This is a genomic window from Nocardioides sp. BGA-UO-ETr-FS32 (assembly GCF_059567905.1).
The window spans coordinates 526,181-550,810 of record NZ_JCAQOX010000014.1; the positions used below are offsets into that span (position 1 = coordinate 526,181).

Here is a 24,630-nt window from a genome sequence, read left to right on the forward strand (position 1 = left end):
GGGCGCTCGTCATGGCGGACCTGTCCCTCGAGGTCGTCCTCTTCCTCGTCCTCGCGGCCCTGGTGGCCGGCTTCGTCGACGCCGTCGTCGGTGGCGGCGGGCTGGTGCAATTGCCGGCCCTGCTCGTCGGCCTGCCCGGGGCGTCGGTGGTGCAGATCGCGGCGACCAACAAGCTGGCGTCCTTCTGTGGCACCTCGATCAGCGCCGCGACGTACGTCCGGCGGATCCGCCCGGACCCGCGCACGTTCCTGCCGCTGATGCTCGCCGCCGGCATCGGGTCGGCCGGAGGAGCGCTGGTCGCGTCGCTGCTCCCGCGCAGCGCGTTCGACCCGATCATCCTGGTGGTGCTGGTCCTGGTCGGCGGGTACGTGTGGTCCAGGCCGAGCGTCGGCGAGCTCACCCGCCTGCGCTTCCATGGCGGGCAGCACCTGACGGCGGTCGCCCTGACCGGGATCACGATCGGCTTCTACGACGGGGCGATCGGGCCGGGGACGGGCTCGTTCCTCGTGTTCGCGCTCGTCGGCCTGCTCGGCTACAACTTCCTGGAGGCCTCGGCCAAGGCCAAGCTGGCCAACTGGGCCACCAACCTGGCCGCGCTGATCGTCTTCGTGCCGCAGGGGGCGGTGCTCTGGCAGCTGGCCCTGCCGATGGCGGCGGCCAACATCACCGGCGGCTACCTCGGGGCGAGGCTGGCGATGGCGCGCGGCGCGCGCTTCGTGCGGGCGTTCTTCCTCGTGGTGGTGTCCGGCTTCGCCGTGCGGATCGGCGGCGACCTGCTCGGCTGGTGGTGACCGGCGCCCGCTCACCCAGGCGGTAGCCTCCCCACGTGGGAGCCGTGGGGTCAGTCGACGCGTTCCAGCGCCGCCATCCCGTCCTCGGCTTCCCCCTCGCGGTGGTCTACAAGTACTTCGACGACCAGGGCCCCTACCTCGCGGCGGCGCTGACCTACTACGCCTTCATCGCGATCTTCCCGCTGATGCTGCTCGGCACCTCGATCCTCGGCCTGATCCTGCGCGGCGAGCCCAACTGGCAGGAGGCGATCCTCGACTCCGCCCTCGCCCAGTTCCCGATCATCGGTGACGAGCTCGGGCGGCCCGAGGGGCTCCAGGGATCGCTCGCCGGCGTCGCCGTCGGCGCGGTCGCCGCGCTCTACGGCGCCATGGGGCTCGGTCAGGCGTTGCAGAACACCCAGCACGTCGCGTGGTCGGTGCCGCGCAACAGCCGGCCCAACCCCTTCTACGCCCGCTTCAAGACGCTGGTCCTCCTCGTGACGGCCGGCATCTCCCTGCTCGCGGTGTCGATCGTCTCGACCATCGCGAGCACCACCGACCTGTTCGCCGAGGTGCTGGGGGAGGGGCTGCGGTTCTTCCTGCCCCTGCTGACCGTGGCGGTGGTGGGCACCTTCCTCACGCTGCTCTTCCGCTACGCCGCCACCGGTCAACGCGGGTTCCTCCGCGCCGCCCCCGGTGGGTACACGCTCGCCGTGCTGTGGCAGGGCCTGCAGTACGCCGGCTCGGTGTACGTCGACCGGGTGCTGGTCGACACCTCCTCGATGACCAAGACCTTCGGCCTGGTCCTCGGCCTGATCGGCTTCCTCTGGATCGGCGCGGTGATGGCGGTCCTGTCGATGGAGATCAACGTGGTGCTGGCCCGTCGGCTGTGGCCGCGCGCGCTGCTCACGCCCTTCACCGACAACGTCGAGCTCACCGACGCCGATCGCGAGGCGTACGCCCTCTATGCCCGCATGCAGCGTCACAAGGGCTTCGAGAAGGTGCTGGTGCGCTGGGAGCCGGGCCCGGCCGAACGGAAGCCCGACGAGCCGTCCGACAGGTCGGCGTGACGACCTACCTCACCGTCGCCGGTGATGCCACCGCCGAGGTGGAGGACCGCGGCTCGCGCTTCCTGTGCACGCTGCGCCGGGTCGCCGACGAGGACGCCGCGCGCGACCTCGTCGCCACGCTGCGCCGGGAGCACTGGGACGCGCGGCACCACTGCTCGGCCTTCGTACTGGGTCCCGACGGGGCGCTCCAGCGGTCCTCCGACGACGGCGAGCCTGCCGGGACCGCCGGGGCGCCGATGCTCGAGGTGCTCAAGGGGGCGGGGGTGAGCGACGTCGCGGCCGTGGTGAGCCGGTGGTTCGGCGGGACGCTGCTCGGCGCGGGCGGCCTCGTGCGGGCGTACGGCGACGCGGTCCGTGCCGCGCTGGCCGAGGCCGGCACCCTACGTCGCTCGCTGCTGACCGAGCTGGCCCTCGACCTCGACCACGCCGACGCCGGACGCGTCGAGGGCGAGCTGCGGTCGCGGGGCGTACGCGTGCTCGACGTCGCGTACGACGCCCGGGTGCGGCTGCTGCTCGCGGCGCCCCCCGACCAGGTGGACCGCGTCGTGGAGGTGGTCGCCGCCGCCACCAGTGGCGCGTCGGTGCCCGAGGTCGTGGGCGAGCGCTGGGTCGATCTGGCTAGCTGACGTCGCCGTCGACGTAGACCCACCGGCCGGCGCGCTCCTCGAACCGGCTGACCTCGTGCATCGAGCCGCCTTCCCAGGACGCCACGAACTCGACCGTGTCGCCCTCGGCGGCGATGACCTGCAGGCCCGTCCACCGGGTCCCCGGGTCCACACGGACGTCGTCGGGACGCGTACGCGGGTGCCAGGTGCGGAACAGGTGGTCGGCGTCGCCGACGACGAAGGCGGTGTAGCGCGAGCGCATCAGCTGCTCGGGCGTCCGGGCCCGGGCGGTGTTGGCCAGCAGCGGTCCGCAGCACGAGTCGTACGTCTCGCCGCTCCCGCACGGGCAGGGGGTCGTCAGCACGCAGGGGACTCTATCGACGGCGTTTGTGTTGCGGTGTAATCATGTAAGCATGAAGACAGACGAGAGCCGCCGCGGTCGCCGCGGCGGGTGGCAGGTCGCCGACCTGCCGGACGCAGCTGATGCGTCCGAGTGGTTCCACGGGCGCTTGCCCGAGGCATGGTTCAGCGCGGTCGACGTCACCGTCGACCGCGAGGAGATCCTGGTGGTGGGCACCCTCGCCGCCGACGACGTCAATGGGGCCGAGGCGGAGGGTCGCATCGGCCGCTTCCGCTCCGAGACCAGGGAGGAGCGCATCGAGATCGCGCTCGAGGCGCAGGCGCGCTACCAGCGCAAGGTGTCGTGGGGGGTGCGGCTCGGCGACACCGAGGCGCTGTTCACCCACGTCGCCGCGCCGGTGATGACGCGGCTTCGCCAGCGCGAGCGCCGGGTGCTCGACACCCTGGTCGACGCCGGCGTCGCACGCTCCCGGTCCGACGCCCTCGCGTGGTCGGTCCGGCTCGTGGGGGAGCACGCCGACGAGTGGCTCGGCCAGCTGCGCGACGCCATGGCGGAGGTCGACAAGCTGCGCGGCGAGGGCCCGACCCTCTGACGCGGTGTTCACGTAGACGCGCGGACACAACCCGGGTCGACCCGCCCCGTCCCAGCGGGGCGGGCCGGCGAAATCCAGTGTTCTGTCCGCGCGTCCACGCACTACCGTCGCGGCCATGACGATCGAGCGGCCCGAGCCGTCCTTCAGCAACGACGAGACCGGGATGCTGCGCTCCTTCCTCGACCACTTCCGGGGCACGGTGCGGCTCCAGGCGAGCGGCCTCACCGACGAGCAGCTCGCGCAGACCCTGCCGCCGAGCGACCTGACCCTCGGCGGGATGCTCAAGCACCTCGCCTTCGTCGAGGACTACTGGTTCTCCTACAACCTCGCCGGCAACGAGCCGTCCCCGCCGTGGGACAGCGCACCCTGGGACGACGACGCCGACTGGGACTGGCACAGCGCCGCGGGCGCGACGCACGCCGAGCTCGACGCCCTGCTCGCCGCGGCCATCGCGCGCTCGGACGCGTGCCTGGACGCTGCCCTGGCCACCGACCCGGACCTCGGCCGACGCGTCGCCCGGCCGCGGGACCCCGCGAAGGGGGAGACCGCCACCCTCCGGTGGGTGCTGGTCCACATGGTCGAGGAGTACGCCCGCCACGCCGGGCACGCCGACCTCATCCGCCAGTCGATCGACGGCGCGACGGACGTCTGAGCCCTCAGGTCGGCGGTCAGGTCTGCTCGTGCAGGCAGAGCACGTTGCCGGAGGGGTCCTTGAACCACGCTGCCTTCTCGGAGCCGAGCACGCAGACGTGGTCGACGGTGCGGAAGTCGGGCAGGTCGTAGTCCTCGAACACCACGCCCCTGCCCTCGAGCTCGCCGATCTCGGCGGAGATGTCGTCGACCTCGAAGCTCATCGCGGTGCTCTCCGAGGGCTGGCTGTCGGGGCGGGGCAGCAGGACGAGCGTCGGTCCGCCGTCCAGCGCGTAGACCGCGCTGCCCTCGTCGTTGGTGCCGGTGTAGTCGAGGCCGAGGGACTCGGAGTAGAACGTGCGGGCGCGGTCGACGTCGGTGACCGGGAGCATCATCGCGACCGTACGGTGTGTGAGCGACATGAGCGCCTCCTGGTGGTCTGGTCACCACCACTGTGCTCCCGCCGCCGGGCTGCGGGAAGACCGCTCCAGACCGGAGAATCGAAGGAGATCCCGTGATCATCAGGACCGCGACCGAGGACGACTGGCCCGCGATCTGGCCGTTCTGGAGCGAGATCGTCGAGGCGGGCGAGACGTACGCCTACCCGCTGGGCGCCTCGTCGGAGACGGCCCGCGGCTGGTGGTTCGACGGGAGCCACGTCGTCGTCGCCACCGAAGACGGGGAGGACGGGCGGGTCCTCGGCTCAGCGAAGATGGGGCCCAACCGGCCCGGTCGCGGGGCCCACGTCGGCACCGCCTCCTTCATGGTCGACCCGGCAGCACGCGGCCGCGGGGTCGGACGGCTCCTCGGCGAGCACGTCGTGCAGTGGCACCGCGAGCAGGGCTTCGCCGGGATCCAGTTCAACGCCGTGGTCGAGACCAACACCGCCGCCGTACGCCTGTGGCAGGACCTCGGCTTCGAGGTCGTCGGCACCGTGCCCCGCGCCTTCGAGACCCCGAGCCGGGGCCGCGTGGGACTGCACGTGATGTACCTCGACCTCGGCTGACCCCGGCGAGGGGCAGGCGGAGCGGCCGCCCGTCTGGTGGAATGGGCCCATGGCTGACCCGATCCGCGTCTATCTCCTCGACGACCACGACGTCGTCCGTCAGGGACTGAGGTTCCTGCTCGAGCAGCAGGACGACATCGTCGTCGTCGGCGAGTCCGCCACTGCGGCCGAGGCCACGGCCCGCATCCCGGCCATGCGCCCCGACGTCGCGGTCCTCGACGCGCGGCTCCCGGACGGCTCCGGCATCGAGGTGTGCCGCGCGGTGCGTACGGTCGACCCCTCCATCAACGCCCTGATCCTCACGTCGTACGACGACGACGAGGCGTTGTTCGCCGCGATCATGGCGGGCGCGGCCGGCTACGTCCTCAAGGAGATCCGCAGCTCCGACCTGGTCACCGCGGTGCGCCACGTCGCGGCCGGCAAGTCGCTCATCGACCCCGCGATGACCTCCACCGTGCTCGAGCGGATCCGCAACGGGCCGGGCACGCCCGACGAGCTGGCGTCGCTGACCGACCAGGAGCGGGTGCTGCTGGGCCACATCGCCGAGGGGCTCACCAACCGGCAGATCGCCGAGCAGATGTTCCTCGCCGAGAAGACGGTGAAGAACTACGTCTCCAGCATCCTCGCCAAGCTCGGCCTCGAGCGGCGTACGCAGGCGGCAGTGCTGGCCTCCAAGCTGCTGGGCGACGCCCCGCGCTGAGGGCCCGTGGCGGTCGGGACCAAGGTCCCGCCGATCCGGTGACCGGCGGCCCTGCTGCGCGAGCCCTCGTCAGGTGAGTCTGGTGGTGACCCGGAAACCCACCACTGAAGGAGAGATGACGATGAGCGTCATCCACCGCCACCGCCACGAGGCCACCACACCCGTCGTCGAACGGGACGGGGCCCCGGCCATCGAGACCCACGACCACGGCACCTTGTTCGACAAGGCCCTGGCCACCCTGCGGATCGCCTTCGGAATCACCTTCCTGTGGGCCTTCCTCGACAAGACCTTCGCGCTCGGATTCCACACCGGCTACGACCAGGAAGGCAACCTGGACCGGTTCGGAGACGCGGCGTGGATCAACGGCGGCAGCCCCACCGAGGGCTTCCTCAGCTTCGGTGTCCCCGCCGACAACCCCTTCCACGGCTTCTTCACCGGCCTCGCCGGCCAGGCCTGGGTCGACTGGCTGTTCATGATCGGCCTGCTCGGCATCGGCGTGACCCTGCTGCTCGGGGTCGCGATGCGGATCGGCACCGCGGCAGGCGCACTCATGTACGCCTTCATGTACGCCGCCGTGCTCCCGCTGGAGAACAACCCGGTCGTCGACGACCACCTCGTCGGCATCATCGTGATGGCCGTCCTCGCCCTCGGCGCGGCCGGCACCACGTGGGGGCTGGGTCACTGGTGGAACCGCACGGACGTGGTGCAGAAGTACCCCGCCCTGAGGTGACACCAGTCCCTCACCGGACCCGGCGCCGTCCCCCCGGCGCCGGGTCCTCTGGCGTGCCCGGGCGTACGGGGCGGGTGCAGGTCAGCGCAGCGGGACGCGCCACACCAGCACGGTGCCTCGCGCGCCCACGGCCGAGACCCGGAGCGTCCCGCCCAGGTCGTCGGCGCGACGCCGGGCGTTGCGCAGGCCGCTCTCGGAGACCTCGCCCGGCAGGCCGACGCCGTCGTCGGCGACCCGCAGCTCGAGGAGGTCGCCGGTGACGACCAGGTCGACCTCGGCGCTGTCGGCCAGCGCGTGCCGCGCGACGTTGGAGATCGCCTCGCGCAGCACCGCGAGCAGCTGTGACCCGAGGGCAGGTGGGACGGTGGTGTCGACCGGCCCGGAGGTGCGGACGACGGGGCTGAACCCCAGCACCGGGACGTACTCCTTGACCAGGCTGCGCACGGCCGCGCGCAGCGAGTCGCCACGGCGGTCCTGGAGCTCGAAGATCGTGCCGCGGATCGCCTTGATGGTGTCGTCGAGCTCTCCCACGGACCTGTCGAGGCGCTCGGAGACGGCGTCGCTGCCGGCCATCGCCGCGACGCCCTGCAGCTGCAGACCGGTGGCGAAGAGTCGCTGGATCACGATGTCGTGGAGGTCGCGTGCGATGCGCTCGCGGTCGGAGATCAGCGCCAGCTCCTGGCGTTCGGCCAGTGCCTGGGTCCGGTCGAGGGACAGGGCCACCTGGTCGGCGAAGCCGGCGAAGAGGTCGCGGTCCTGCACGTCGAGCAGCTCGGCGCCCGGGTGGGAGACCGCGACGAGGGCGGTGACCGGCGCGAGGTGTGAGCGCAGCGGCACCACCACGAGGGGTACGCCGTCCGCGGAGGTGGTGACCGCCGAGGCGCTGGTGCCCAGCTCGACCGTGCCGCGGGCCTCGGCGAGCACGTCGGCCACCCAGGCGGGGTCGACGTCCGGGGCGGTGCTGACGGTGTCGTGGTCCGGTCCCACCGACGACCAGAGCGCGACGGCGCTCGCCCGCGACACCTGCCGGGCTGTGGACACGATCTGGGGCAGCACCTCGTCGAGGTCGACGGGCGGCTGGAGCAGCTCGGCCAGCTCGGCCGAGGCCTCCAGCCACTGGCGCCGCCGCTCGCTCAGCGCGAAGGACCGCGCGTTGCTGATGACGTAGCCGGCCGTGCGGGCGAGCTCCTCGACCAAGCTCTCGTCGTCCTCGGTGAAGGGGCCGCCGCCGGCCTTCTCGGTGAGGTAGAGGTTGCCGAAGACGGTGCCGCGGATCCGCACCGGCATCCCGAGGAAGGACGTCATCGGCGGGTGGTTGGGCGGGAAGCCCACCGAGGAGGGGTGGGCGCTCAGGTCGGCCAGGCGCAGCCCCGACGGGTCCTCGATGATCACGCCGAGGATGCCGCGGCCACGGGGGAGGTCGCCGATGAGCGCGCGGGTGCGGTCGTCGAGGCCGGTCGTGACGAACTCGACCAGCTCGCCGTCGTTGCCCAGCACCCCGAGGGCGCCGTAGCGGGCGCTGGTCAGTGCCGTGGCCGCCTCGACGATGCGGGTCAGCACGCTGGCGAGGTCGAGGTCGCTGGTGATGGCCGTGACCGCCTCGAGCAGCGAGCGGGCGTCGGCGCCGAGGTCGGGCGAGGGCGAGGAGGTGGGCGTCACGCCCACATCATCCCCTGCGGGGCAGGCGGCGCCGGCGTCAGGCGAGCCGTCGGACCGGCAGGTGCTCCCACGGGTCCCAGCCGCCGCCCAGCTGGCGACCGCTCATCTCGGTCCACGGGATGCGGACGATGAGGTTGCGCTGGCCGGTCGCCCACGGCCGGGGCTGCCAGGAGCGAGCGATCTCGGCGAGCTCGTCCTGGTCGTGGACGAACGCCCCGCGACCGCGTACGACGACGCTCCAGCCGCGCTTGAGCTCGTAGTCGAACTGGTCGACCTCGAAGCACAGCAGCTCGTCGCGGCCATAGGTGCCGAGCAGGCTGTAGGCGGTCGTGCGGATCAGGATCGACTCGCCGTCGACGGCGTAGTTCACCGGGATGATGTGGGGTCCGTTGGGGGTGCCGACGGCGACCCGGCCCGCGATGCCGGCCATGAGCAGGCGCGCGCAGTCATCGCGGGAGAGGTCGTGGGTGGTGTGCATGGGTGCGCCTCCTTCAACTGGACTCCCAGCGTCGCCCGCGCCCGTCACCCCGAGCAGGGCCGAAGGTCCCGACGAGGCAGGGACGGGAGTCGCTCGTCGGTCCGTGGGCGCGGACTTCGAGCGCACTCCACGTTGACCGGCGGGTCTAGCGTGGAGGACGTGACCGACGCGACCCACGTGGACGACCAGCAGACCCAGCACCCCGCAGCCAGCACCCTCGGCCAGCTCCGCGCGAGCGGGCACCAGCTGAAGTCGCTGCGACAAGAGCTCCGCGACAACCTGCTCGAGCGACTCGCGGCCGGCGTCGACCCGTGGCCCGGGCTGCACGGCTTCGCCGACACCGTGATCCCGCAGGTCGAGCGGGCGCTGCTCGCCGGCCACGACATCGTGCTGCTGGGCGAGCGCGGCCAGGGCAAGACCCGGCTGCTGCGCTCCCTGGTCGGCCTGCTCGACGAGTGGACGCCGGTGATCTCCGGCTCCGAGCTCGGCGAGCACCCCTACGAGCCGATCACCGTGACGTCGCAGCAGGCGGCCCTGACCTACGGCGACGACCTGCGCATCTCGTGGGTCCACCGCGACGAGAGGTACGCCGAGAAGCTAGCGACGCCGGACACGTCGGTCGCCGACCTGATCGGCGACGTCGACCCGATGAAGGTCGCCGAGGGGCGCCACCTCGGCGACCCGGAGACCATCCACTTCGGCCTGATCCCGCGCAGCCACCGCGGGATCGTCGCGATCAACGAGCTGCCCGACCTCGCCGAGCGGATCCAGGTCGCGATGCTCAACGTGATGGAGGAGCGCGACATCCAGATCCGCGGCTACGTCCTGCGGCTGCCGCTCGACGTGCTCGTCGTGGCCAGCGCCAACCCGGAGGACTACACCAACCGCGGCCGCATCATCACCCCGCTCAAGGACCGCTTCGGCGCCGAGATCCGCACCCACTACCCCCGCGAGGTGGAGGAGGAGATCGCCGTCATCGAGCAGGAGGCCGACCTCGTCGCCGAGGTGCCGGCCTACCTGCTCGAGGTGCTCGCCCGCTTCACCCGCAACCTGCGCGACTCCCAGTCCGTCGACCAGCGCTCCGGCGTGAGTGCCCGCTTCGCCATCGCCGGCGCCGAGACCGTCGCGGCCGCCGCACTGCACCGGGCGACCACCCAGGGCGAGGGAGAGGCGGTCGCCCGCGTCGTCGACCTCGAGACCGCGGTCGACGTGCTCGGCGGCAAGATCGAGTTCGAGACCGGCGAGGAGGGACGCGAGAGCGAGATCCTCACCCACCTGCTGCGCACGGCCGTCGCCGAGACGGTGCGCGCCCACCTCGCAGGCATCGACCTGCGGCTGCTCGTCGAGGCCATCGAGGAGGGAGCCATGGTCGGCACCGGTGCACGCGTCGGGGCCCGTGACTTCCTCGCCGGGCTGCCGGTGCTGGGGGAGTCCGACCTCTACGACGCGGTGTGCGAGCGCCTCGGTGCCACCAACGACGGCGAGCGCGCCGCAGCGATCGAGCTGGCGCTCGAGGGCCTCTACCTCGCGCGCAAGATCGGCAAGGACACCGACGGCGGCGAGACCTTCTATGGCTGAGTCCCCTTCGGCGGTCGAGGTGCGGGCACCGCACGGCTCGGAGATCACCCTCCGGCCCGCCACCGTCGATGACATCCCGGCCTTCCGGGCCCTCGGCGAGGCGGTCGTGCCACCGACCTACGGCCCCATCGACGCGGCGTACGCCCAGCGGATGCTCGACGAGTGGTGGACGCCCGAGCGATTCGCCGACACGTTGCCGCGGGTCAGGATGCTCGTGGCCGAGCTCGACGGGCAGGTCGTGGCCATGAGCAGCTTCGGACGGCTGTCCGCCTCGCACCGGGCCTTCCCGCACATCACCGATCCGCACGTCACCGGTGACCGTGAGGTGATGTGGAAGCTCTACGTCCACCCCGACCACCACGGCCTCGGCATCGGGAGCCGGCTGCTCGCGGAGGTCGAGTCGATGGTCGAGGGCGACGAGCTGTGGCTCGAGGTCGTCGACGGCAACGACCGGGCCTACGACTTCTACGTCTCGCGCGGCTTCACCGAGGTCGAGCGGGTCACCGACCGGGAGTGGCCCGACGACATCTGGCTCCGCAAGCCGCTGGGTGGTGCGCGGTGAGCCGCTTCCGCAAGTACGACGGCGGCGACCCGCTCGCCCCGCCGGTCGACCTGGCCGAGGCGCTCGACGCCATCGGCCAGGACGTGATGGCCGGCTACTCGCCCGAGCGCGCGATGCGGGAGTTCCTGCGCCGCGGAGGCACCGACCAGGCGGGGCTCGACGAGCTGGCCCGGCGGGTCGCCGAGCGGCGTCGCGAGATCCTCCAACGCAACAACCTCGACGGGACGATGCGCGAGGTGCGCGAGCTCCTCGACCAGGCCGTGCTGGCCGAGCGCGGGCAGCTGGCCCGCGACATCACGATGGACGACGGCGATCGTGCCTTCCGCGAGCTCATGCTCGACAACCTGCCGACCTCCACCCCGGCGGCCGTGTCCGAGCTGGCGTCGTACGACTGGCAGTCGAGCGAGGCACGCGAGGCGTACGAGGAGATCAAGGACCTCCTCGGCCGCGAGCTGCTCGACCAGCGCTTCGCCGGCATGAAGCAGGCGCTCGAGGGCGCCACCGACGAGGACCGCCAGGCCGTGCAGGAGATGCTGTCCGACCTCAACGACCTGCTCGAGAAGCACGCTGACGGAGGAGTCACGGACGAGGAGTTCCGCGACTTCATGGACAAGCACGGGGAGTTCTTCCCCGAGCAGCCGAAGGACATGGACGAGCTGCTCGACTCGCTCGCCCAGCGCGCGGCCGCGGCCCAGCGGATGCTCAACTCGATGACGCCGGAGCAGCGCCAGGAGCTCATGGAGCTGTCCCAGCAGGCGTTCGGCTCTCCCGCGCTGATGGAGCAGCTGGCCCGGATGGACGCCAACCTCCAGGCGCTACGCCCGGGCGAGGACTGGTCGGGCTCGGAGGACTTCGAGGGTGGACCGGGGACGGGGATGGGTCTCGGTGACGGCACAGGGGCGCTGCAGGACCTCGCCCAGCTGGACGCCCTGGCCGACCAGCTCGCCCAGTCGCACCACGGCGCCCGGATGGACGACGTCGACCTCGACGCACTGGCCAGGCAGCTCGGTCCCGACGCCGCGGTGGCGGCGAAGACCCTCCAGGAGCTCGAGCGGGCGCTGCGCGACAGCGGCTACCTCAAGCGCGGGTCCGACGGCGAGCTGCGGCTCTCGCCCAAGGCGATGCGCCAGCTCGGCAAGGCGCTGCTGCGCGACGTCGCGGACCGCATGAGCGGGCGCAGCGGCGCGCGGGAGACGCGTACGACGGGCCTGGCCGGCGAGCCGACCGGGTCGAGCCGGCGGTGGGAGTTCGGCGACACCGAGCCGTGGGACGTGCCCCGCACGATCACCAACGCGGTCCTGCGCGACGGCGGGCGCTCGCCGTCGGTTGAGCAGCGAGGCACGAGCGTGTCGAAACCCCGGCTCCACATCCGGGTCGATGACATCGAGGTCACCGAGACCGAGGCGCGCACCCAGGCGGCGGTGGCGCTGCTCGTCGACACGTCGTTCTCGATGGCGATGGACGGGCGGTGGGTGCCGATGAAGCGCACCGCGCTCGCGCTGCACCAGCTGGTGCGCTCGCGCTTCCGCGGCGACGACCTCCAGCTGATCGCCTTCGGCCGTCACGCCCAGGTGATGGAGATCGAGGAGCTCACCGCGCTGGACGCCCGCTGGGACAAGGGGACCAACCTCCACCACGGGCTCCTGCTCGCCAACCGCTTCTTCCGCAAGCACCCCAACGCCCAGCCGGTGCTGCTCGTGGTCACCGACGGTGAGCCCACCGCCCACCTCGAGGCCGACGGCGAGGTCTGGTTCTCCTACCCGCCGCACCCGTTGACGATCGCCCACTCCGTGCGCGAGCTCGACGCGGCGGCCCGGCTCGGGGCGCAGACGACGTTCTTCCGCCTCGGCGAGGACCCCGGCCTGGCGCGCTTCATCGACTCGATGGCCAGGCGGGTCGACGGTCGCATGGTCAGCCCGGAGCTCGACGACCTCGGTGCCGCGGTCGTCGGGTCCTACCTCGGCTCGCGCGGCCCCGCGTCGTCGTACCGCGAGCACTTCGGGGACTTCTACGGCGGCGGCCGGGGGTTCTGGGTCTAGGGGCCGGCGGGGTTCGGTCACCGCGTGCGGGGCGCCGACATCCCCTGGCGGAGCGTCAGGCCGGTGGTCCGTCTGCCGCCTCGAGCATCCGCAGCAGCTCGGCGCCCATGTGCTCGATGACGGCCTGGAGCGCCTTGGCCGGACGCACCATCACGGTGAAGTCGACGATCTGCCCGTCGGCGTCCCACGTGATCATGTCGACCCCGGAGACGTCGAGGCCGCCGACCTCGGTGCGGAACTGGAGCACGGCGGAGTCCGCGCCGAGCCACTCGCGCTCGTAGGCCAGCTGCGGCCCGAGGACCGTGAAGGCGGCGGTGAGGTAGCCGACGACCGTGTCCCGGCCGACCTGCGGCGTGTGCACGGCCGGGCTGCGGAAGACCGCGTCCTCCGCGATGAGGCCGGGCAGCCCCGCCGGGTCGCGGCCCTCGACGACGGCGTGCCAGCGGGCCAAGGCGGCTGCGGAGGTCGTGCTCATCGCGTCATGCTGTCACTCGAAGCTGATCGTGGAACAACCGAGCCACCAGGTGACCCGGATCTTCCACGATGTCGCTTGGCCTCAGGCGTCCGCGAACCCCGGCAGCGACTCGTCGAGGATCTCGCTGAAGGGGACGCTGGCACCGAGCTGGCTCAGCAGGCCGAGGGCGCCGAGCCAGGTGCGGTGGATGAGCAGGTAGGACGTGGGGAGGTTGAGCTTGGTGGCGAGGGTGAACGACTCGGCGCGCGGGTCGTTGATGCGCTCGAACTGCTCGCGCATCCACTCCCGGGTGAAGGTGAAGCGCTCCTGCGCGGCCGGCTCCACGAACGGGGCGAGGTAGGTCAGCACCATCGCCGGGTCGACCTCGATCCGGTCCTTGATGAAGCCCTCCTCGCGCAGGCCGGCGACGAGCGACTCCTCGTCGGAGTCGAGGGCGATGCGGATCAGCCGCCCCATCGCCTCGGGGAGCTGCCCCTGCGGCAGCCGCGCGACGGCACCGAAGTCGAGCACCCCGAGCCGGCCGAGGCCGCCGTCGGGCGCCGGGAGGACGCGGAAGTTGCCCGGGTGCGGGTCGGCGTGGAGCATCCCGGTCAGCCGGGGCCCCTCGAAGAGGAAGCGCACGAACAGCTCGCCGTAGTGGTCGCGCTCCTCCTGCGTGCCCTCGCGGATGACGTGGGCCAGCGAGTGGGCGGAGTCCATCCACTCGGTCACCAGCACCTCGCCACCGACCGCGACCACGGCCGGCACCACGATGTCGGGGTGGTCGGCGAAGGCCTCGGCGTACGCCGCCTGCGCCTCGGCCTCGAGGTGGTAGTCGAGCTCGTCCGCGGCGCGGTCCTGGAGCTCGGCCACGAGCGGCTTGATGTCGATGCCGGGGAAGACCGGCGCGACGCCGCGGGCGACGCGGGCGATCTGGCGCAGGTCGGACATCAGCGCCTCGCCGGCACCGGGGTACTGCACCTTGACCGCGACGTCGCGCTCGGCGCCGTCGCCGACGTGGTCGCGCCACCGGCCGCGGTGGACCTGCCCGATCGACGCGGCGGCCGTCGGGGCGCCGTCGAGCCACACCAGCCGCTCGCGCCAGTCGGCACCGAGGTGGGTCGTCAGCTGCTCGCGCACGGTCGAGGTCGGCATCGGGGGAGCCGAGTCCTGCAGCGCCGTGAGGTGCTCGCGGTAGGGCGCGGCGACGTCCTCGGGCAGTGCCGACTCCAGCACGCTCAGCGCCTGGCCGAACTTCATCGCCCCGCCCTTGAGCTCGCCCAGCGTGCGGAAGAGCTGCTCGGCCGTGCGCTGCTGGACCTCGGTCATGACGGCCTCGGCCGGCCTGCCACCCAGCCGCTTGCCGAGACCCATCGCCTGACGCCCGGCGTAGCCGAGTGGGAGGGCGGCGAGACGGGCCGTACGGGCGGCGGCCTTGCGGGGGAGCTCGGTCATGGTGCCCATTGTCCCTGCCCGCACAATCGCGTTCCGCAAGACCGCTCCGGGGCGGTGCGGACCCGGCGTCGCCGAGCGTGACCTGGCGCACGGTGGCTCGTTGAGGGAGCGATGACCTCGACCCCTCGGGAGGAACACGTGCGATCCACAGCGCGTCTCAAGTCACTGCTCGCCTGCGCGGCGAGCGTCCTCGTCGCCTCGGCCGGCTTCGCCGTCGGCGGCACCGCCTCGGCCGCCGAGCCGTCGGCGCAGGCCAACGTCTCCGACTACCTCGCCGGCCAGCTCGGCGGCCTCACGGGCAAGACGACCGTGATGGTCCACGGCACGTCGATCACGGCGGCCCGGCAGGCCGTGTCGGCGACCGGCATGAGCAAGACCGGGGAGTTCGAGGCCGTCGGCGTCGTGATCGCCAACGCGTCGAAGAGCCAGATCCAGGCCGTACGCAGCGCGCCCGGCGTGACCTACGTCGAGGGCGGCGCGCAGCCGATCGAGTTCTTCAGTCAGGACCTGGCTGAGACCTCCAACACCGCGACCCGCGGCGCGGAGGCGGCCGCGACGCTCACCGGTGCCGACGGCTCGCCCCTCACCGGCACGGGCGTCAGCGTCGCGGTCATCGACTCGGGCGTCGACCCGACCCACCCCTACTTCATGGAGGCCGACGGCTCGAGCGCCGTCGTCGCCAACCTCAAGGCGCTCTGCGAGCCGCTGACCGAGACCTGCTCGGTCCAGCGGGTCCCGGCCTCCGTCGACACCGACACCCTCTCCGTCGGCGGTCACGGGACGCACGTCAGTGGCATCGTCGCCGGCCGTCCGACCACGCTGAGCGACGGGGGCAAGCTCCAGGGCGCGGCCCCGGGCGCCAAGCTGGTGTCCATCTCGACCGGTGCCGGCATCGTGATCCTCGGCGCCGACTCCGCGCTCAACTGGGTGCTCGAGAACCACGAGGCCCCCTGCGGCGCCGGCGTGCCGGCCTCGACCTGCCCGCCGATCAAGGTCACCAACAACTCCTACGGCCCGTCCGGCGGGGGTGAGCTCGACCCCGAGTCGGCCACGGTGAAGCTCCAGCGCGCGCTCGCGGCCGAGGGTGTCGTCACCGTCTGGGCGGCCGGCAACGACGGCGGTGACGGTTCGGAGAGCCTGACCAACCCGCCCGGCCAGGACCCGACCGGCGGCATCCTCTCGGTCGCGTCCTACTACGACCAGGACACCGGCACCCGCGACGGCGTTGTCTCCGACTACAGCTCGCGCGGTCTCGCCACCGACGCCTCGACGTGGCCCGACATCTCGGCCCCCGGTGAGAACATCACGTCCTCGTGCCGTCTCTACCTGGCGATCTGCTCGACCGGGCTCGACTTCCGCAACGGCCCGGGCGCGCTGGACATCGGCACCTTCAACACGATCAGCGGCACCTCGATGGCGGCCCCGCACGTCGCCGGTATCGTCGCGCAGCTGTTCCAGGCCGACCCCGACGCCACCCCCGCAGACATCGAGCGGGCGCTGAAGGTCTCGGCCCACAAGTTCACCGACGGCGCCGGCTACGAGTCCGGTGCGGTCGGCACCACGTCGTACGACAAGGGCCACGGCCTCGTCGACGTCGTGGCCGCGGTCGCAGCCCTCGGGTAGGTCCCGGGGCTGACCCCAGACCCTCTCCAGGGGAGGGCCGTCGCGCAACAGGGGCGCGATGAGCGGCGGGCGGGAGTTCTCGGACTCCCGCCCGCCTTCGGCATTTGGTTGGGTGGAGCCATGGACACCGGTCCGGAGGTCGAGTTCAGCGGGGAGGTCGTCGAGTGGCGCGGCCCAGCGCCGTACGCCTTCGTGCCGCTCCCGCCCGACGCCGCGGACCTCGTCGACGAGGTGAAGGCGGACGTCGCGTACTGGGGTGTCGTCCCGGTCCGCGCGTGGATCGGGGACACCGAGTTCACCACCGCCATGTTCCCCCGTGACGGCACGTGGTTCCTGCCGCTGAAGCTCGCCGTACGCCGGGCTGAGGGCGTCGCGATCGGCGACCTGGTCGACGTGCGGCTGTCCGTCGGCAGGTAGTCAGGCGACCGCGGGGACCGTACGGCTGCGACGGGTCGTCAGGTAGAGGCTGAGCGCGACGTAGTAGACGACGTAGGCCACCGAGATCGCCAGCCACACCGGACTGGGGTCGGGGAGCTGCAGGAGGAGCACGGCGTAGCCGGCCAGCCAGAGGCAGGTCAGGGCGAGCGTGGTCCTCTGCAGCGTCGTGGTGCGGGACGGGTAGACGTAGCCGACCGGCACGAAGACGAGCACCGCGCACACGAGCAGCACGACGGCGACGGCGGTGGTCGACATGTCGAGCACCACGACGTAGAACGCGGCGATGTTCCAGTAGCTAGGGAAGCCCAGGAACAGGTGGTCGTCGGTCTTCGCGTCGACGCGGCAGAACTGGTAGGCCGAGGCGATCAGCGGGATGACCGCCAGCACCGTCGCCGAGGTCCCCTCGCCGAGGTAGCCCGCGCTCCACAGCAGGAGCATCGGCATGAAGGCGTAGGTGATGTAGTCGACGATGTTGTCAAGGAGCGCGCCGTCGAACGACGGGGCGTACCGCTTGACCTGGACCCACCGCGCGAGCATCCCGTCGGTGCCGTCGACGACCATGGCGACGAGGAACAGCCAGAGCGCCCGGACGGTGTCGCCCTCCATGACGGCGACGAACATCAGGAAGGCCAGGACGACCCCTGAGGCCGTGTAGGCGTGGACCAGCCAGGCGGCGACGGTGTGTCGGTACTGCGATGGGGCGGGCACGCGACTCCTCGATCGGACGGGTCCTGCTGCGCAAGGCGGATCATGTCAGACACCGGTGGGATCGGATGCAACCTCCGGCGGCGCGGCCGCGTCCTCACCATGCACCCCGGCCCGCGGGGCGCACGTACGAGAACGGAACAGCACCATGCGCAGCACCCTCCTGGGCGCCGCGACCCTGTCGGTCGCCGCCACCCTCGCCCTGACCCAGCTCACCCCGGCCAACGCCGACAGCATCGGCGTCAAGGACCCGAAGGACCTCGCCCACGGCGCCGACCTCAGGTCGGTGCAGGTCGAGCACAAGGCCCGCAACATCGTCGTGACCACGACCCACACCGACCTGCGCCGGTCCTTCCGGTCCGGGTCGTCGGGCGCGGTCTACCTCGACACCGACCCGGCCGACCCGGGCCCGGAGTACGTCTTCGCCGGCGGCTACTTCGTCGGCACCGACTACCAGCTCGTTGAGGTCGACGGCTTCTCGAACTCGACGTGGGGCGAGCCCGCCGAGGGGTCGTACGCGATGCGGATCGACTACGACGCCGAGCACGTCCGGATGCGGATCTCCCGCGAGACCCTGGGCTCACCGGACGAGGTCCGCGTCGCCGTGCGCGTCGCCGGCTCCCGCCCCGACGGCAGCAACACCCGCCGCGACTGGCTCGGCGAGCCGCGCAGCTTCACCGAGTGGGTCGCGCAGTGACGTGAGCCCCCTCCTCGGTGGTCGAGTAGCCGAGCGAGGAACGAGCGAGGCGTATCGAGACCCGACGCCGCCAACCAGGCGGCGTCGGGTTCTCACATGACGACCCGGACCTCCTGGGGCCAGCCGCAGCCCTCGGCCACCCGGGCGGCCCACATCTTGGCGGTCTCGATGTCGGGGACCTCGATGATCGTGATCCCGCCGAGGTACTCGGTCGTCTCGGTGTAGGGCCCGTCGGTGACGACCATCGTCCCGCTGGTCCCGTCGGCGCTGAACGCCTGGTCCATGTCCTCCACGAGGCCGCCGGCGAAGACGAGGACGCCGGCCTCCTCCATCTCGCGGACCACTGCCGTGCTCGGCTCGACCCGGCTCCGGAACCAGGCCTCGTCGTGGTCCCCGACCCACTGCTGGTGGAAGTAGATGGCGTACTGGGTCATGAGAGCTCCTCCGTCTGGGCCGCCCCGTGCGGCCTGTCACCACTCTGACGGACGACGACCCTCCGGATCGACAGCCGCCACGCGTCACCGGCTCCGCGCCACACTGGTGCGGTGATCTCCCTCGACCTCGCCCGCCGCCTGCACGACGCCGGAGTGGGGTGGACGCCCGGCAACGGGGACCGCTTCTGGGTCCCCGACCGCGAGCTCGACGAGACGATCTTCACCGTGAGCGACATGGTCGTGGAGGTGCGCGACCACGCCGGCGGTCGCGTCCTCGCCTTCAACGGAACGACCGAGTGGGCGCTGGACGCGATCGAGGAGCACGAGGTGGTGTGGCTGCCGCGCCTCGACCAGCTGCTCGACCTCCTCGGCCCGAGCTTCGTGAGCCTCACCGCGCGATCAGGCGGGCACGTCGTCCGCGTGCGATCGGGTCAGTCCGAGCAGGAGCACGTCGACGTGGGTGCCGCCGACGCGGCGGCGCGCGCCGTGCTGCGCCTGCTGGATCAGGGTCAGGCGGACGCCTGACGCGGGCCAGGACTGTCCCCCCGCTCCGAGCAGCAACAGGACGACTCCCAGGACGATGACGCCCAGCAGCACGACGGCGAGGGGGCGTATCCAGCTCGACAGGTCCTTGTCCACGACCAGTCCGGCGACACCCATCGCGACGACCACCAGCCAGGTGCCGCGCCTTTTCGTGCCCCAGCGGCCGGACGCAGGTCACCCGAAGGTGAAGGCGTACGCCGCGGCGCCTGATCGGGCGAACTCGATCTCGATGAGGCGTTCTCGCGCCGGCATGGAGATGCGAGCCAGCTGGTAGAGCCGGGCACCGCAGGACGCCGTCTCCAGCGGCGCTGACATCGACGCCGTGCGAGTCGCCCGGGGCCCCGCCGTCAAGCGTCACCCGAAAGGGGATCGGCCCGTCGTGTCGACTGCTGAGCACCAGGTGCACGTCGCGGCTGAAGAATCGGAAGGCGATCCGTCCGCCGGCGCTGTTCAGCACCGCCTTGTCGGGGGCAATGGTCCACTCGCCGTCCAGCCCCCACCGGTCCAACGGCAGTGGGGCGGGGATCTCGAACCTGCCCGGCTCGACCTCGGACGCCGGGGCCGGGAGGATGCCGAACCCTCCTCCGGAGCCCAGGTACGTCTCGGAGCTGCGCAGGTTGGCCCAGTCCGCCTGCGCCTCGTCGCCTGCGGCTGCGACGGAGACCAGAGCCCTGTCGATGCCCAGGAGTCGCTGGAGACGCCGCTCGGACTCCGCGTAGCGTCCTTCGCCGAAGACGTGGTGCGTCTCCATGCCCTTCCGGTCCAGGAAGTACAACGCCGGCCAGTAGGCGTTGGCGAACGCGTTCCAGATCCGATGGTCGTTGTCGACCACCACCGGATAGTCGATTCCTCGCGTGCGGACCGCACGACGAACCCGCGCGAGGTCGCGTTCGAAGGAGAACTCGGGTGTGTGGACCCCGAGGATGATGAGCCCGTCGTCACGGTAGGCCCGCCACCATGCCCGAAGGTAGGGAGAGGTGCGGATCCAGTTGATGCAGGTGTAGGTCCAGAACTGCACGAGCACGACGTGGCCGTCCAAGGCTGAAGGCGTGAGTGGCGCAGATCCCACCCACGCGGTGGCGCCGGCGAGCGACGGCATGCCACGAGGGCGGGACAGGGCCCATCCGCCGGCTGCGCCCAGCCCGACCGCGGAGCTGCCGACGCCGCCGAGGAGCGCTCGGCGTGTGAGCCCCGGGCGGCCGCCGCGCCCTGGGGTCACCGCGGGGCTGTGCGAAGCCTCGGACTCGCTCGAGATCGCACTCATGGCACCGGCACCTGCGCTCACAGGAACGGGCCCAGGGGCGGGCCCACGAACGGAACCCGGGCGTACGGGTACTCCGGCCTGCGGTTCCGGCGTCCAGCACGTGGGGCCTGCTCGGCAACGGCTTCGGGCGTCGCTTGCAGGGACTCGCGGTGTCGACGGCGAGCAGCGATCAGTCGGCGGTACATGGGAGCCTTCCCGGGTCCGGCACGGGCCTCGTGCCCGGCCTTCGACAGTGCCTCGGGGGAGCCGGCGTCGCACCCGTACCTCCCCCTGGACTGCACCCGGGCCCAGCACCGCCGTGCGGACTGCTCGAACGCCCGGGTCATGCCGGGCGTACCCAGGGGCGCGCGAGCGCCCGGCCGGGCGTGTCCACGAGTACGCTGCAGTCCCTCACCACCGCGCCAGACCATCCAGGAGGAGGCGTCTCATGCCGGTGACCCGGGGATTCTCCCGACGCAGACCCGATTCCGGGGGACGCCTTCCGCCCGGGCAGTACGACGTGGGTCGAGGCTGGCCGGTGCTGACGGCCGAGGCCACCCCGCGCATCGATCGCGCGACGTGGACCATCGACGTCGTCGGCCTGGTGGATCGGCCGACGACGTGGACCTGGCAGGAGGTGCAGCAGCTGCCCGGCTCGTCCTACAGCGGTGACATCCACTGCGTGACGACGTGGTCCAAGTTCGACGTGACGTTCAGCGGCGTCTCCGTGGACACCCTGCTCGCGGCAGCCTCCCCGCAGGCAGAGGCCGGGTTCGTGCTCGCCCACTCCCAGACCGGGTACACGACCAACCTGCCGCTGGCCGATGTCACGGGTGGCAAGGCGTGGGTGGTGTGGGAGTACGGCGGGCGACCGCTGACGGCCGAGCACGGTGGGCCGGTGCGCCTGCTGGTCCCGCACCTGTACTTCTGGAAGTCGGCGAAGTGGATCAGCCGGCTCGAGCTGACCGCGGAGGACCGCCCCGGGTTCTGGGAGCGCAACGGCTACCACGACCGTGGGGACCCGTGGCTCGAGCAGCGCTACCAGGGCGACCCGTGACCGGCGCCGACGACTTCGCGCCGGTAGACTCCGGTGCGACGGCGTGGACGACCGGGCGCATCGTCACCAAGGACTTCCCGGCACCGCACCTGGTCAGGCTCCGCATGCAGGTCGAGGACCGGCGACAGCACTGGCCCGGGCAGCACTACCTCATCCGACTGCGCGCCCCCGACGACTACACCGCGCAGCGGTCGTACTCTGCTGCGTCCGACGACAGCGACCCGCTCGTGGAGCTCCTCGTCGAACGACTGCCCGACGGGGAGGTCTCCGAGTTCCTCGCTGACGTGGCCGAGGTCGGCGACGTCCTCGAGATGCGCGGCCCGATCGGGCGCTGGTTCAGGTGGGACACCCACACCCCGGCGCTGTGCCTGGTGGGCGGAACGGGCGTCGTGCCTGCGGTCGCCATGATCCGGGCGGCACGGCACCTCGGCCGCTCGCACCTCCTCCGCGTGCTGGCTGTCGCCCGGACTCCCGACGAGCTGCCCTACCGCGATGAGCTCGCCCGGGCAGGCGCCACCATCGCCTACACCCGTCACCCGACGAGCGCGCGGGCTCCGGGCCCGCCGACCAGGGCGGAGGTCACCTCGTTGCTCGGCGACGTCGAGCTTGCGTACGTCTGCGGCTCCGCGAGGTTCGCCGAGTTCGCGGAGACGGTCCTGATCGAGTCCGGAATGAGGCTGGACTCGATCCGTGTCGAGCGATTCGGCGTCAGCGGCTGAGCTCGACGGTGCACGTGCTCGACATGGACGTCGCAGCAAGGCCGCGACTCGCCTGCCGGACAGTTGATCAGGGCGTGGTGGTGAAGGGCCCCAAGGAGTTGAGGTCGAGGCGCAGCGACTCGGCCATCGCCCATGCGTTCGGCAGGGTGAAGACGTCGGCGCCGCCGAGGCGGTCCTTCCAACGGGGGACGACCTCGTCGGCGGTCTGCGCGGCGACAGCATCGAGGTACGCCCGGAAGACCGCCCAGGCGTTGGTGGTGTCCACTGGTGCCATCGTGCGGGCCAGGTCGACGCTGGACAGTGCCGCCTCAGCGGTGGCCCGGAGGTCCTCCAAGTACTCGAGCTGCACGCGAACGTCCTCGGGAGTGCCGGTGCGGGTCACGTGGCCGCTGACGAGCTGGTCGAACTCGTAGGCCAGCACCTGTTCGTGGACCCGGAGGTATCCGGGCACGAAGGCGGACAGGGCGAGGTTCGAGAACGGCACCCAGCCGGGAAAGATGACGTCGACCAGCATCAGCACTCGCTGGTTCGGGGCATGGATGATGCTGTTTCCCTCGCTGTGGTTGGGCCCTGGGTAGGACAGGTGCAGGGTGTGGTCTCCGGCGTCGATGGTTGCGTCGTCGTCGAACACGTGTGTCGCCGATGGGCGATGCGGATCCGCCAGCAGCACGAGCCGCTCCGCAGTGGCGCGCTGGGCATGGCGCCTGGCTGCCTCGGGGTAGATCGACATGGCGCCACAGTGGTCGGAGTGGTGGTGGCTGTAGACCACCTGCGTGACGGGCTTCCTGGTGACGCGGTCGATGGCGCGCAGGATGTTGTGTCCGAGCGTCGGAGGAGCGTCCACAGCGATGACCCCTTCGTCGCTGACGACGAACATGGTCTGGTAGCTGCCGTCACCGATCCAGAAGATGCCGTCGGCGATCTCGTCGAGGACGTACCCCTCCTCGGGCACGTCAGGTCCCTTGGCATTCTCAGGGACAGGCGCCGTCGGTCGCGATCGGTGGTGCTCCGCGTCGAGGGAGAAACGGGCTTCGACTGTGGCGCCTGTCGCTGATGGTGTGGTGGTCGACATGGTGTCCTCCAGGTGGGGTGCGGGGTCGGCTCAGTCTGCGGATCCTGATCGCGCCTCGGCACCCGGCAGCTCCCGGGTCCACCCCCCGGGTCCGTGGCACGCGCCTCTCTGCCGGGGCGCGGACCGGGGTCTCCCCGGGCGCGACCTGGAGCCCGGGGGACGAGGGTTCCTGTGCATCACCAGACCACGCTGGTGAACCCTCGAAGGAGACTCAGATGAACCAACCCTCCACGCCACGGTCCGGGACGAGGCGGCTTGTCGCAGCAGCAGGTGCGGCAGCGATGACCCTCGCTGGTCTTGCGGTGCTCGCCAGCACGACTCTGTCGGCCGGCAGCACGCCTCCTGCCTCAACCGTGGCCGCCAAGAAGGTGGACGCCAACATCGGTGTGGTCGCGACAGCCCCGAACCTTCCGCCCGGATTCAAGAGCACCTTCAAGAGCCGCTTCGTGCGTGCCAACGGCATCCTCCAGCACGCTGTGGTCGGCGGTGACGGTCCGCCCCTCCTGCTCGTGCACGGCTGGCCCGAGAACTGGTACGCCTGGCGGCACGTGATGCCCGAGCTCGCGAAGGACTACAGCGTCATCGCCGTCGACCAGCGCGGCATCGGCCGGACCGAAGGTACGGCCAGGGGCTATGACGCAGGCACTCTCGCCGATGACATGGCGGCGCTCATGACCGAGCTGGGTCACGATCGATTCGCCGTCGTCGGTCACGACACCGGAGCCGTCATCTCCTACGCGCTGGCCGCCGACCATCGCGACCGGGTCGAGCGGCTCGCCTTCGCAGAGATCCCCGCCCCCCCCGGCGTCGGCAGTCTCGAGGAGCCCCCGGCGCCGCCGATGTTCGTGCCCGAGCCGCTCAACGACAAGCTGTGGCACATCCCGTTCAACCGTGTGGACGACGACCTGATCCTCGACATGGTCAGCAGCAACGCTGACGCCTACTACCGCTACGAGTACGCGATCCAGGGCGGCGAGACCACCCTGTCCGACTCGGCGATCAGGTACTACATCGACCTCTACACCCGCGACAGGAGTGTCCTCCGGTCCAGCTTCGGGTTCTACCGGGCCTGGGACGAGACCCTCACGCAGAATCGTGCGGTGCGACAGGCCACCGAGCTGACGATCCCTGTCGTGGGGATCGGCGGAGTGGACAGCTGGGGAGACCTCGTCGGGCATGGCATGGAGCCCACGGCCACCGATGTCACGACCGCGGTCGTCCCCGGCGGACACTGGGTCGCCGAGCAGGCTCCCACCCAGCTGCTCGAGGTGCTGACGGAGTTCCTCGCGCCGTACCACTCGGCCGCGACGCGTCGCTCGGACTGAAGTCGTCGACCCGCGTGTGCCCATGACGCTGAGGGGACCGAATCGGCATCCAGCCGTCGGTCCCCTCAGTGCTGGGTGCCGGGGT

The 24,630-nt window shown here is 71.5% G+C and carries 28 protein-coding genes and 1 pseudogene; 18 read left to right on the forward strand and 11 right to left on the reverse strand.

Translation table 11 applies throughout. From position 1 onward, the window contains the following. Positions 1-11 precede the first annotated feature (11 nt). From AC57BS_RS12405 to AC57BS_RS12415, 3 genes are read left to right on the forward strand one after another with little or no spacing between them, the layout of a single operon-like run. A complete protein-coding gene (locus AC57BS_RS12405) occupies positions 12-791 on the forward strand; it encodes a sulfite exporter TauE/SafE family protein (protein WP_496411751.1) in 780 nt (259 codons plus the stop codon). Positions 792-826: 35 nt separating this feature from the next. After that, entirely contained in the window at positions 827-1,840 is a 1,014-nt protein-coding gene (locus tag AC57BS_RS12410) for a YihY/virulence factor BrkB family protein (RefSeq protein WP_496411752.1), read from the forward strand. Continuing rightward, positions 1,837-2,466: a YigZ family protein gene (locus AC57BS_RS12415; protein ID WP_496411753.1), complete on the forward strand. Its 630-nt coding sequence runs from the start codon at positions 1,837-1,839 to the stop codon at positions 2,464-2,466. The genes AC57BS_RS12410 and AC57BS_RS12415 overlap by 4 nt, the downstream gene beginning before the upstream one ends. Here AC57BS_RS12415 and AC57BS_RS12420 read toward each other — a convergent pair. Then, complete coding sequence (locus AC57BS_RS12420) at positions 2,459-2,806, reverse strand: YchJ family protein (protein WP_496411981.1); 348 nt, start codon at positions 2,804-2,806, stop codon at positions 2,459-2,461. The two genes, AC57BS_RS12415 and AC57BS_RS12420, sit on opposite strands and share 8 nt — an antisense overlap. 52 nt (positions 2,807-2,858) lie before the next feature. Here AC57BS_RS12420 and abmR point away from each other — a divergent pair, with 52 nt between their 5' ends. Both abmR and AC57BS_RS12430 read left to right on the forward strand, forming a co-directional pair. After that, complete coding sequence (abmR, locus tag AC57BS_RS12425; RefSeq protein ID WP_496411754.1) at positions 2,859-3,398, forward strand: ATP-binding transcription factor AbmR; 540 nt, start codon at positions 2,859-2,861, stop codon at positions 3,396-3,398. A gap of 115 nt (positions 3,399-3,513) precedes the next feature. Continuing rightward, positions 3,514-4,050 carry a DinB family protein gene (locus AC57BS_RS12430; protein WP_496411755.1) on the forward strand — a complete coding sequence of 179 codons (537 nt, stop codon included), beginning with the start codon at positions 3,514-3,516 and terminating at the stop codon, positions 4,048-4,050. A 16-nt stretch (positions 4,051-4,066) separates the two neighbouring features. On the opposite strand, the gene AC57BS_RS12435 is transcribed toward AC57BS_RS12430, so the two are convergent. Further along, positions 4,067-4,450: a VOC family protein gene (locus tag AC57BS_RS12435; RefSeq protein ID WP_496411756.1), complete on the reverse strand. Its 384-nt coding sequence runs from the start codon at positions 4,448-4,450 to the stop codon at positions 4,067-4,069. Positions 4,451-4,542: 92 nt separating this feature from the next. Between AC57BS_RS12435 and AC57BS_RS12440 the strand changes: the two genes are divergently transcribed. The 3 genes from AC57BS_RS12440 (at position 4,543) to AC57BS_RS12450 (ending at position 6,464) form a co-directional block, all read left to right on the forward strand. Continuing rightward, positions 4,543-5,034 (forward strand): GNAT family N-acetyltransferase, encoded by a 492-nt coding sequence (locus AC57BS_RS12440; protein WP_496411757.1) that lies wholly within the window; start codon positions 4,543-4,545, stop codon positions 5,032-5,034. Positions 5,035-5,083: 49 nt separating this feature from the next. Beyond that, positions 5,084-5,734 carry a response regulator gene (locus tag AC57BS_RS12445; protein ID WP_496411758.1) on the forward strand — a complete coding sequence of 217 codons (651 nt, stop codon included), beginning with the start codon at positions 5,084-5,086 and terminating at the stop codon, positions 5,732-5,734. Between the two features lie 121 nt (positions 5,735-5,855). Next, the gene (locus AC57BS_RS12450) at positions 5,856-6,464 is read left to right on the forward strand and encodes a hypothetical protein (protein ID WP_496411759.1); all 609 of its coding nucleotides are present in this window, start codon (positions 5,856-5,858) and stop codon (positions 6,462-6,464) included. 81 nt (positions 6,465-6,545) lie between these two features. Here AC57BS_RS12450 and AC57BS_RS12455 read toward each other — a convergent pair whose 3' ends face one another. Beyond that, the gene (locus AC57BS_RS12455) at positions 6,546-8,123 is read right to left on the reverse strand and encodes a GAF domain-containing sensor histidine kinase (RefSeq protein WP_496411760.1); all 1,578 of its coding nucleotides are present in this window, start codon (positions 8,121-8,123) and stop codon (positions 6,546-6,548) included. A 37-nt stretch (positions 8,124-8,160) separates the two neighbouring features. Beyond that, a complete protein-coding gene (locus AC57BS_RS12460) occupies positions 8,161-8,601 on the reverse strand; it encodes a pyridoxamine 5'-phosphate oxidase family protein (protein ID WP_496411761.1) in 441 nt (146 codons plus the stop codon). 159 nt (positions 8,602-8,760) lie between these two features. Between AC57BS_RS12460 and AC57BS_RS12465 the strand changes: the two genes are divergently transcribed. Genes AC57BS_RS12465 through AC57BS_RS12475 form a run of 3 tightly spaced genes read left to right on the forward strand, consistent with a single transcriptional unit; the run spans position 8,761 to position 12,780 of the window. Then, positions 8,761-10,179: a sigma 54-interacting transcriptional regulator gene (locus AC57BS_RS12465; RefSeq protein ID WP_496411762.1), complete on the forward strand. Its 1,419-nt coding sequence runs from the start codon at positions 8,761-8,763 to the stop codon at positions 10,177-10,179. After that, a complete protein-coding gene (locus AC57BS_RS12470; RefSeq protein ID WP_496411763.1) occupies positions 10,172-10,741 on the forward strand; it encodes a GNAT family N-acetyltransferase in 570 nt (189 codons plus the stop codon). The genes AC57BS_RS12465 and AC57BS_RS12470 overlap by 8 nt, the downstream gene beginning before the upstream one ends. Beyond that, complete coding sequence (locus AC57BS_RS12475) at positions 10,738-12,780, forward strand: vWA domain-containing protein (protein WP_496411764.1); 2,043 nt, start codon at positions 10,738-10,740, stop codon at positions 12,778-12,780. Before AC57BS_RS12470 ends, AC57BS_RS12475 begins: the two co-directional genes overlap by 4 nt. Before the next feature lie 55 nt (positions 12,781-12,835). Here AC57BS_RS12475 and AC57BS_RS12480 read toward each other — a convergent pair whose 3' ends face one another. Both AC57BS_RS12480 and AC57BS_RS12485 read right to left on the reverse strand, forming a co-directional pair. Then, on the reverse strand, positions 12,836-13,255 hold the full coding sequence (locus tag AC57BS_RS12480) for a nuclear transport factor 2 family protein (RefSeq protein WP_496411765.1): 420 nt from the start codon (positions 13,253-13,255) through the stop codon (positions 12,836-12,838). Between the two features lie 81 nt (positions 13,256-13,336). Then, entirely contained in the window at positions 13,337-14,689 is a 1,353-nt protein-coding gene (locus AC57BS_RS12485) for an ABC1 kinase family protein (protein ID WP_496411766.1), read from the reverse strand. A gap of 138 nt (positions 14,690-14,827) precedes the next feature. Here AC57BS_RS12485 and AC57BS_RS12490 point away from each other — a divergent pair, with 138 nt between their 5' ends. Together AC57BS_RS12490 and AC57BS_RS12495 are read left to right on the forward strand one after the other, a co-directional pair. Further along, positions 14,828-16,312 (forward strand): S8 family serine peptidase, encoded by a 1,485-nt coding sequence (locus AC57BS_RS12490; RefSeq protein ID WP_496411767.1) that lies wholly within the window; start codon positions 14,828-14,830, stop codon positions 16,310-16,312. A gap of 120 nt (positions 16,313-16,432) precedes the next feature. Further along, positions 16,433-16,729, forward strand: a complete 297-nt coding sequence (locus AC57BS_RS12495; protein WP_496411768.1) for a DUF1905 domain-containing protein — start codon at positions 16,433-16,435, stop codon at positions 16,727-16,729. Here the strand turns inward: AC57BS_RS12495 and AC57BS_RS12500 are convergent, their stop codons facing one another. After that, the gene (locus tag AC57BS_RS12500; RefSeq protein ID WP_496411769.1) at positions 16,730-17,458 is read right to left on the reverse strand and encodes a CDP-alcohol phosphatidyltransferase family protein; all 729 of its coding nucleotides are present in this window, start codon (positions 17,456-17,458) and stop codon (positions 16,730-16,732) included. Positions 17,459-17,603: 145 nt separating this feature from the next. On the opposite strand from AC57BS_RS12500, the gene AC57BS_RS12505 reads away from it, so the two are divergent. Then, complete coding sequence (locus AC57BS_RS12505; protein ID WP_496411770.1) at positions 17,604-18,152, forward strand: hypothetical protein; 549 nt, start codon at positions 17,604-17,606, stop codon at positions 18,150-18,152. A 92-nt stretch (positions 18,153-18,244) separates the two neighbouring features. Here the strand turns inward: AC57BS_RS12505 and AC57BS_RS12510 are convergent, their stop codons facing one another. Then, positions 18,245-18,586: a YciI family protein gene (locus tag AC57BS_RS12510; RefSeq protein WP_496411771.1), complete on the reverse strand. Its 342-nt coding sequence runs from the start codon at positions 18,584-18,586 to the stop codon at positions 18,245-18,247. Between the two features lie 111 nt (positions 18,587-18,697). On the opposite strand from AC57BS_RS12510, the gene AC57BS_RS12515 reads away from it, so the two are divergent. After that, a complete protein-coding gene (locus AC57BS_RS12515) occupies positions 18,698-19,111 on the forward strand; it encodes a pilus assembly protein CpaE (protein ID WP_496411772.1) in 414 nt (137 codons plus the stop codon). A gap of 192 nt (positions 19,112-19,303) precedes the next feature. Here AC57BS_RS12515 and AC57BS_RS12520 read toward each other — a convergent pair whose 3' ends face one another. After that, a complete protein-coding gene (locus AC57BS_RS12520; RefSeq protein ID WP_496411773.1) occupies positions 19,304-19,444 on the reverse strand; it encodes a hypothetical protein in 141 nt (46 codons plus the stop codon). Between the two features lie 31 nt (positions 19,445-19,475). Further along, positions 19,476-20,393: pseudogene (locus AC57BS_RS12525) on the reverse strand (thioredoxin family protein); the annotation flags it as partial. Between the two features lie 427 nt (positions 20,394-20,820). Here AC57BS_RS12525 and AC57BS_RS12530 point away from each other — a divergent pair. Together AC57BS_RS12530 and AC57BS_RS12535 are read left to right on the forward strand one after the other, a co-directional pair. After that, complete coding sequence (locus AC57BS_RS12530; RefSeq protein ID WP_496411774.1) at positions 20,821-21,429, forward strand: sulfite oxidase-like oxidoreductase; 609 nt, start codon at positions 20,821-20,823, stop codon at positions 21,427-21,429. Continuing rightward, positions 21,426-22,148 (forward strand): FAD-binding oxidoreductase, encoded by a 723-nt coding sequence (locus AC57BS_RS12535; protein ID WP_496411775.1) that lies wholly within the window; start codon positions 21,426-21,428, stop codon positions 22,146-22,148. The genes AC57BS_RS12530 and AC57BS_RS12535 overlap by 4 nt, the downstream gene beginning before the upstream one ends. Before the next feature lie 67 nt (positions 22,149-22,215). Here AC57BS_RS12535 and AC57BS_RS12540 read toward each other — a convergent pair whose 3' ends face one another. Beyond that, positions 22,216-23,100, reverse strand: a complete 885-nt coding sequence (locus AC57BS_RS12540; RefSeq protein WP_496411776.1) for an MBL fold metallo-hydrolase — start codon at positions 23,098-23,100, stop codon at positions 22,216-22,218. A gap of 401 nt (positions 23,101-23,501) precedes the next feature. On the opposite strand from AC57BS_RS12540, the gene AC57BS_RS12545 reads away from it, so the two are divergent. Continuing rightward, the gene (locus AC57BS_RS12545) at positions 23,502-24,545 is read left to right on the forward strand and encodes an alpha/beta fold hydrolase (protein WP_496411777.1); all 1,044 of its coding nucleotides are present in this window, start codon (positions 23,502-23,504) and stop codon (positions 24,543-24,545) included. The last annotated feature ends 85 nt before the right edge of the window (positions 24,546-24,630 follow it).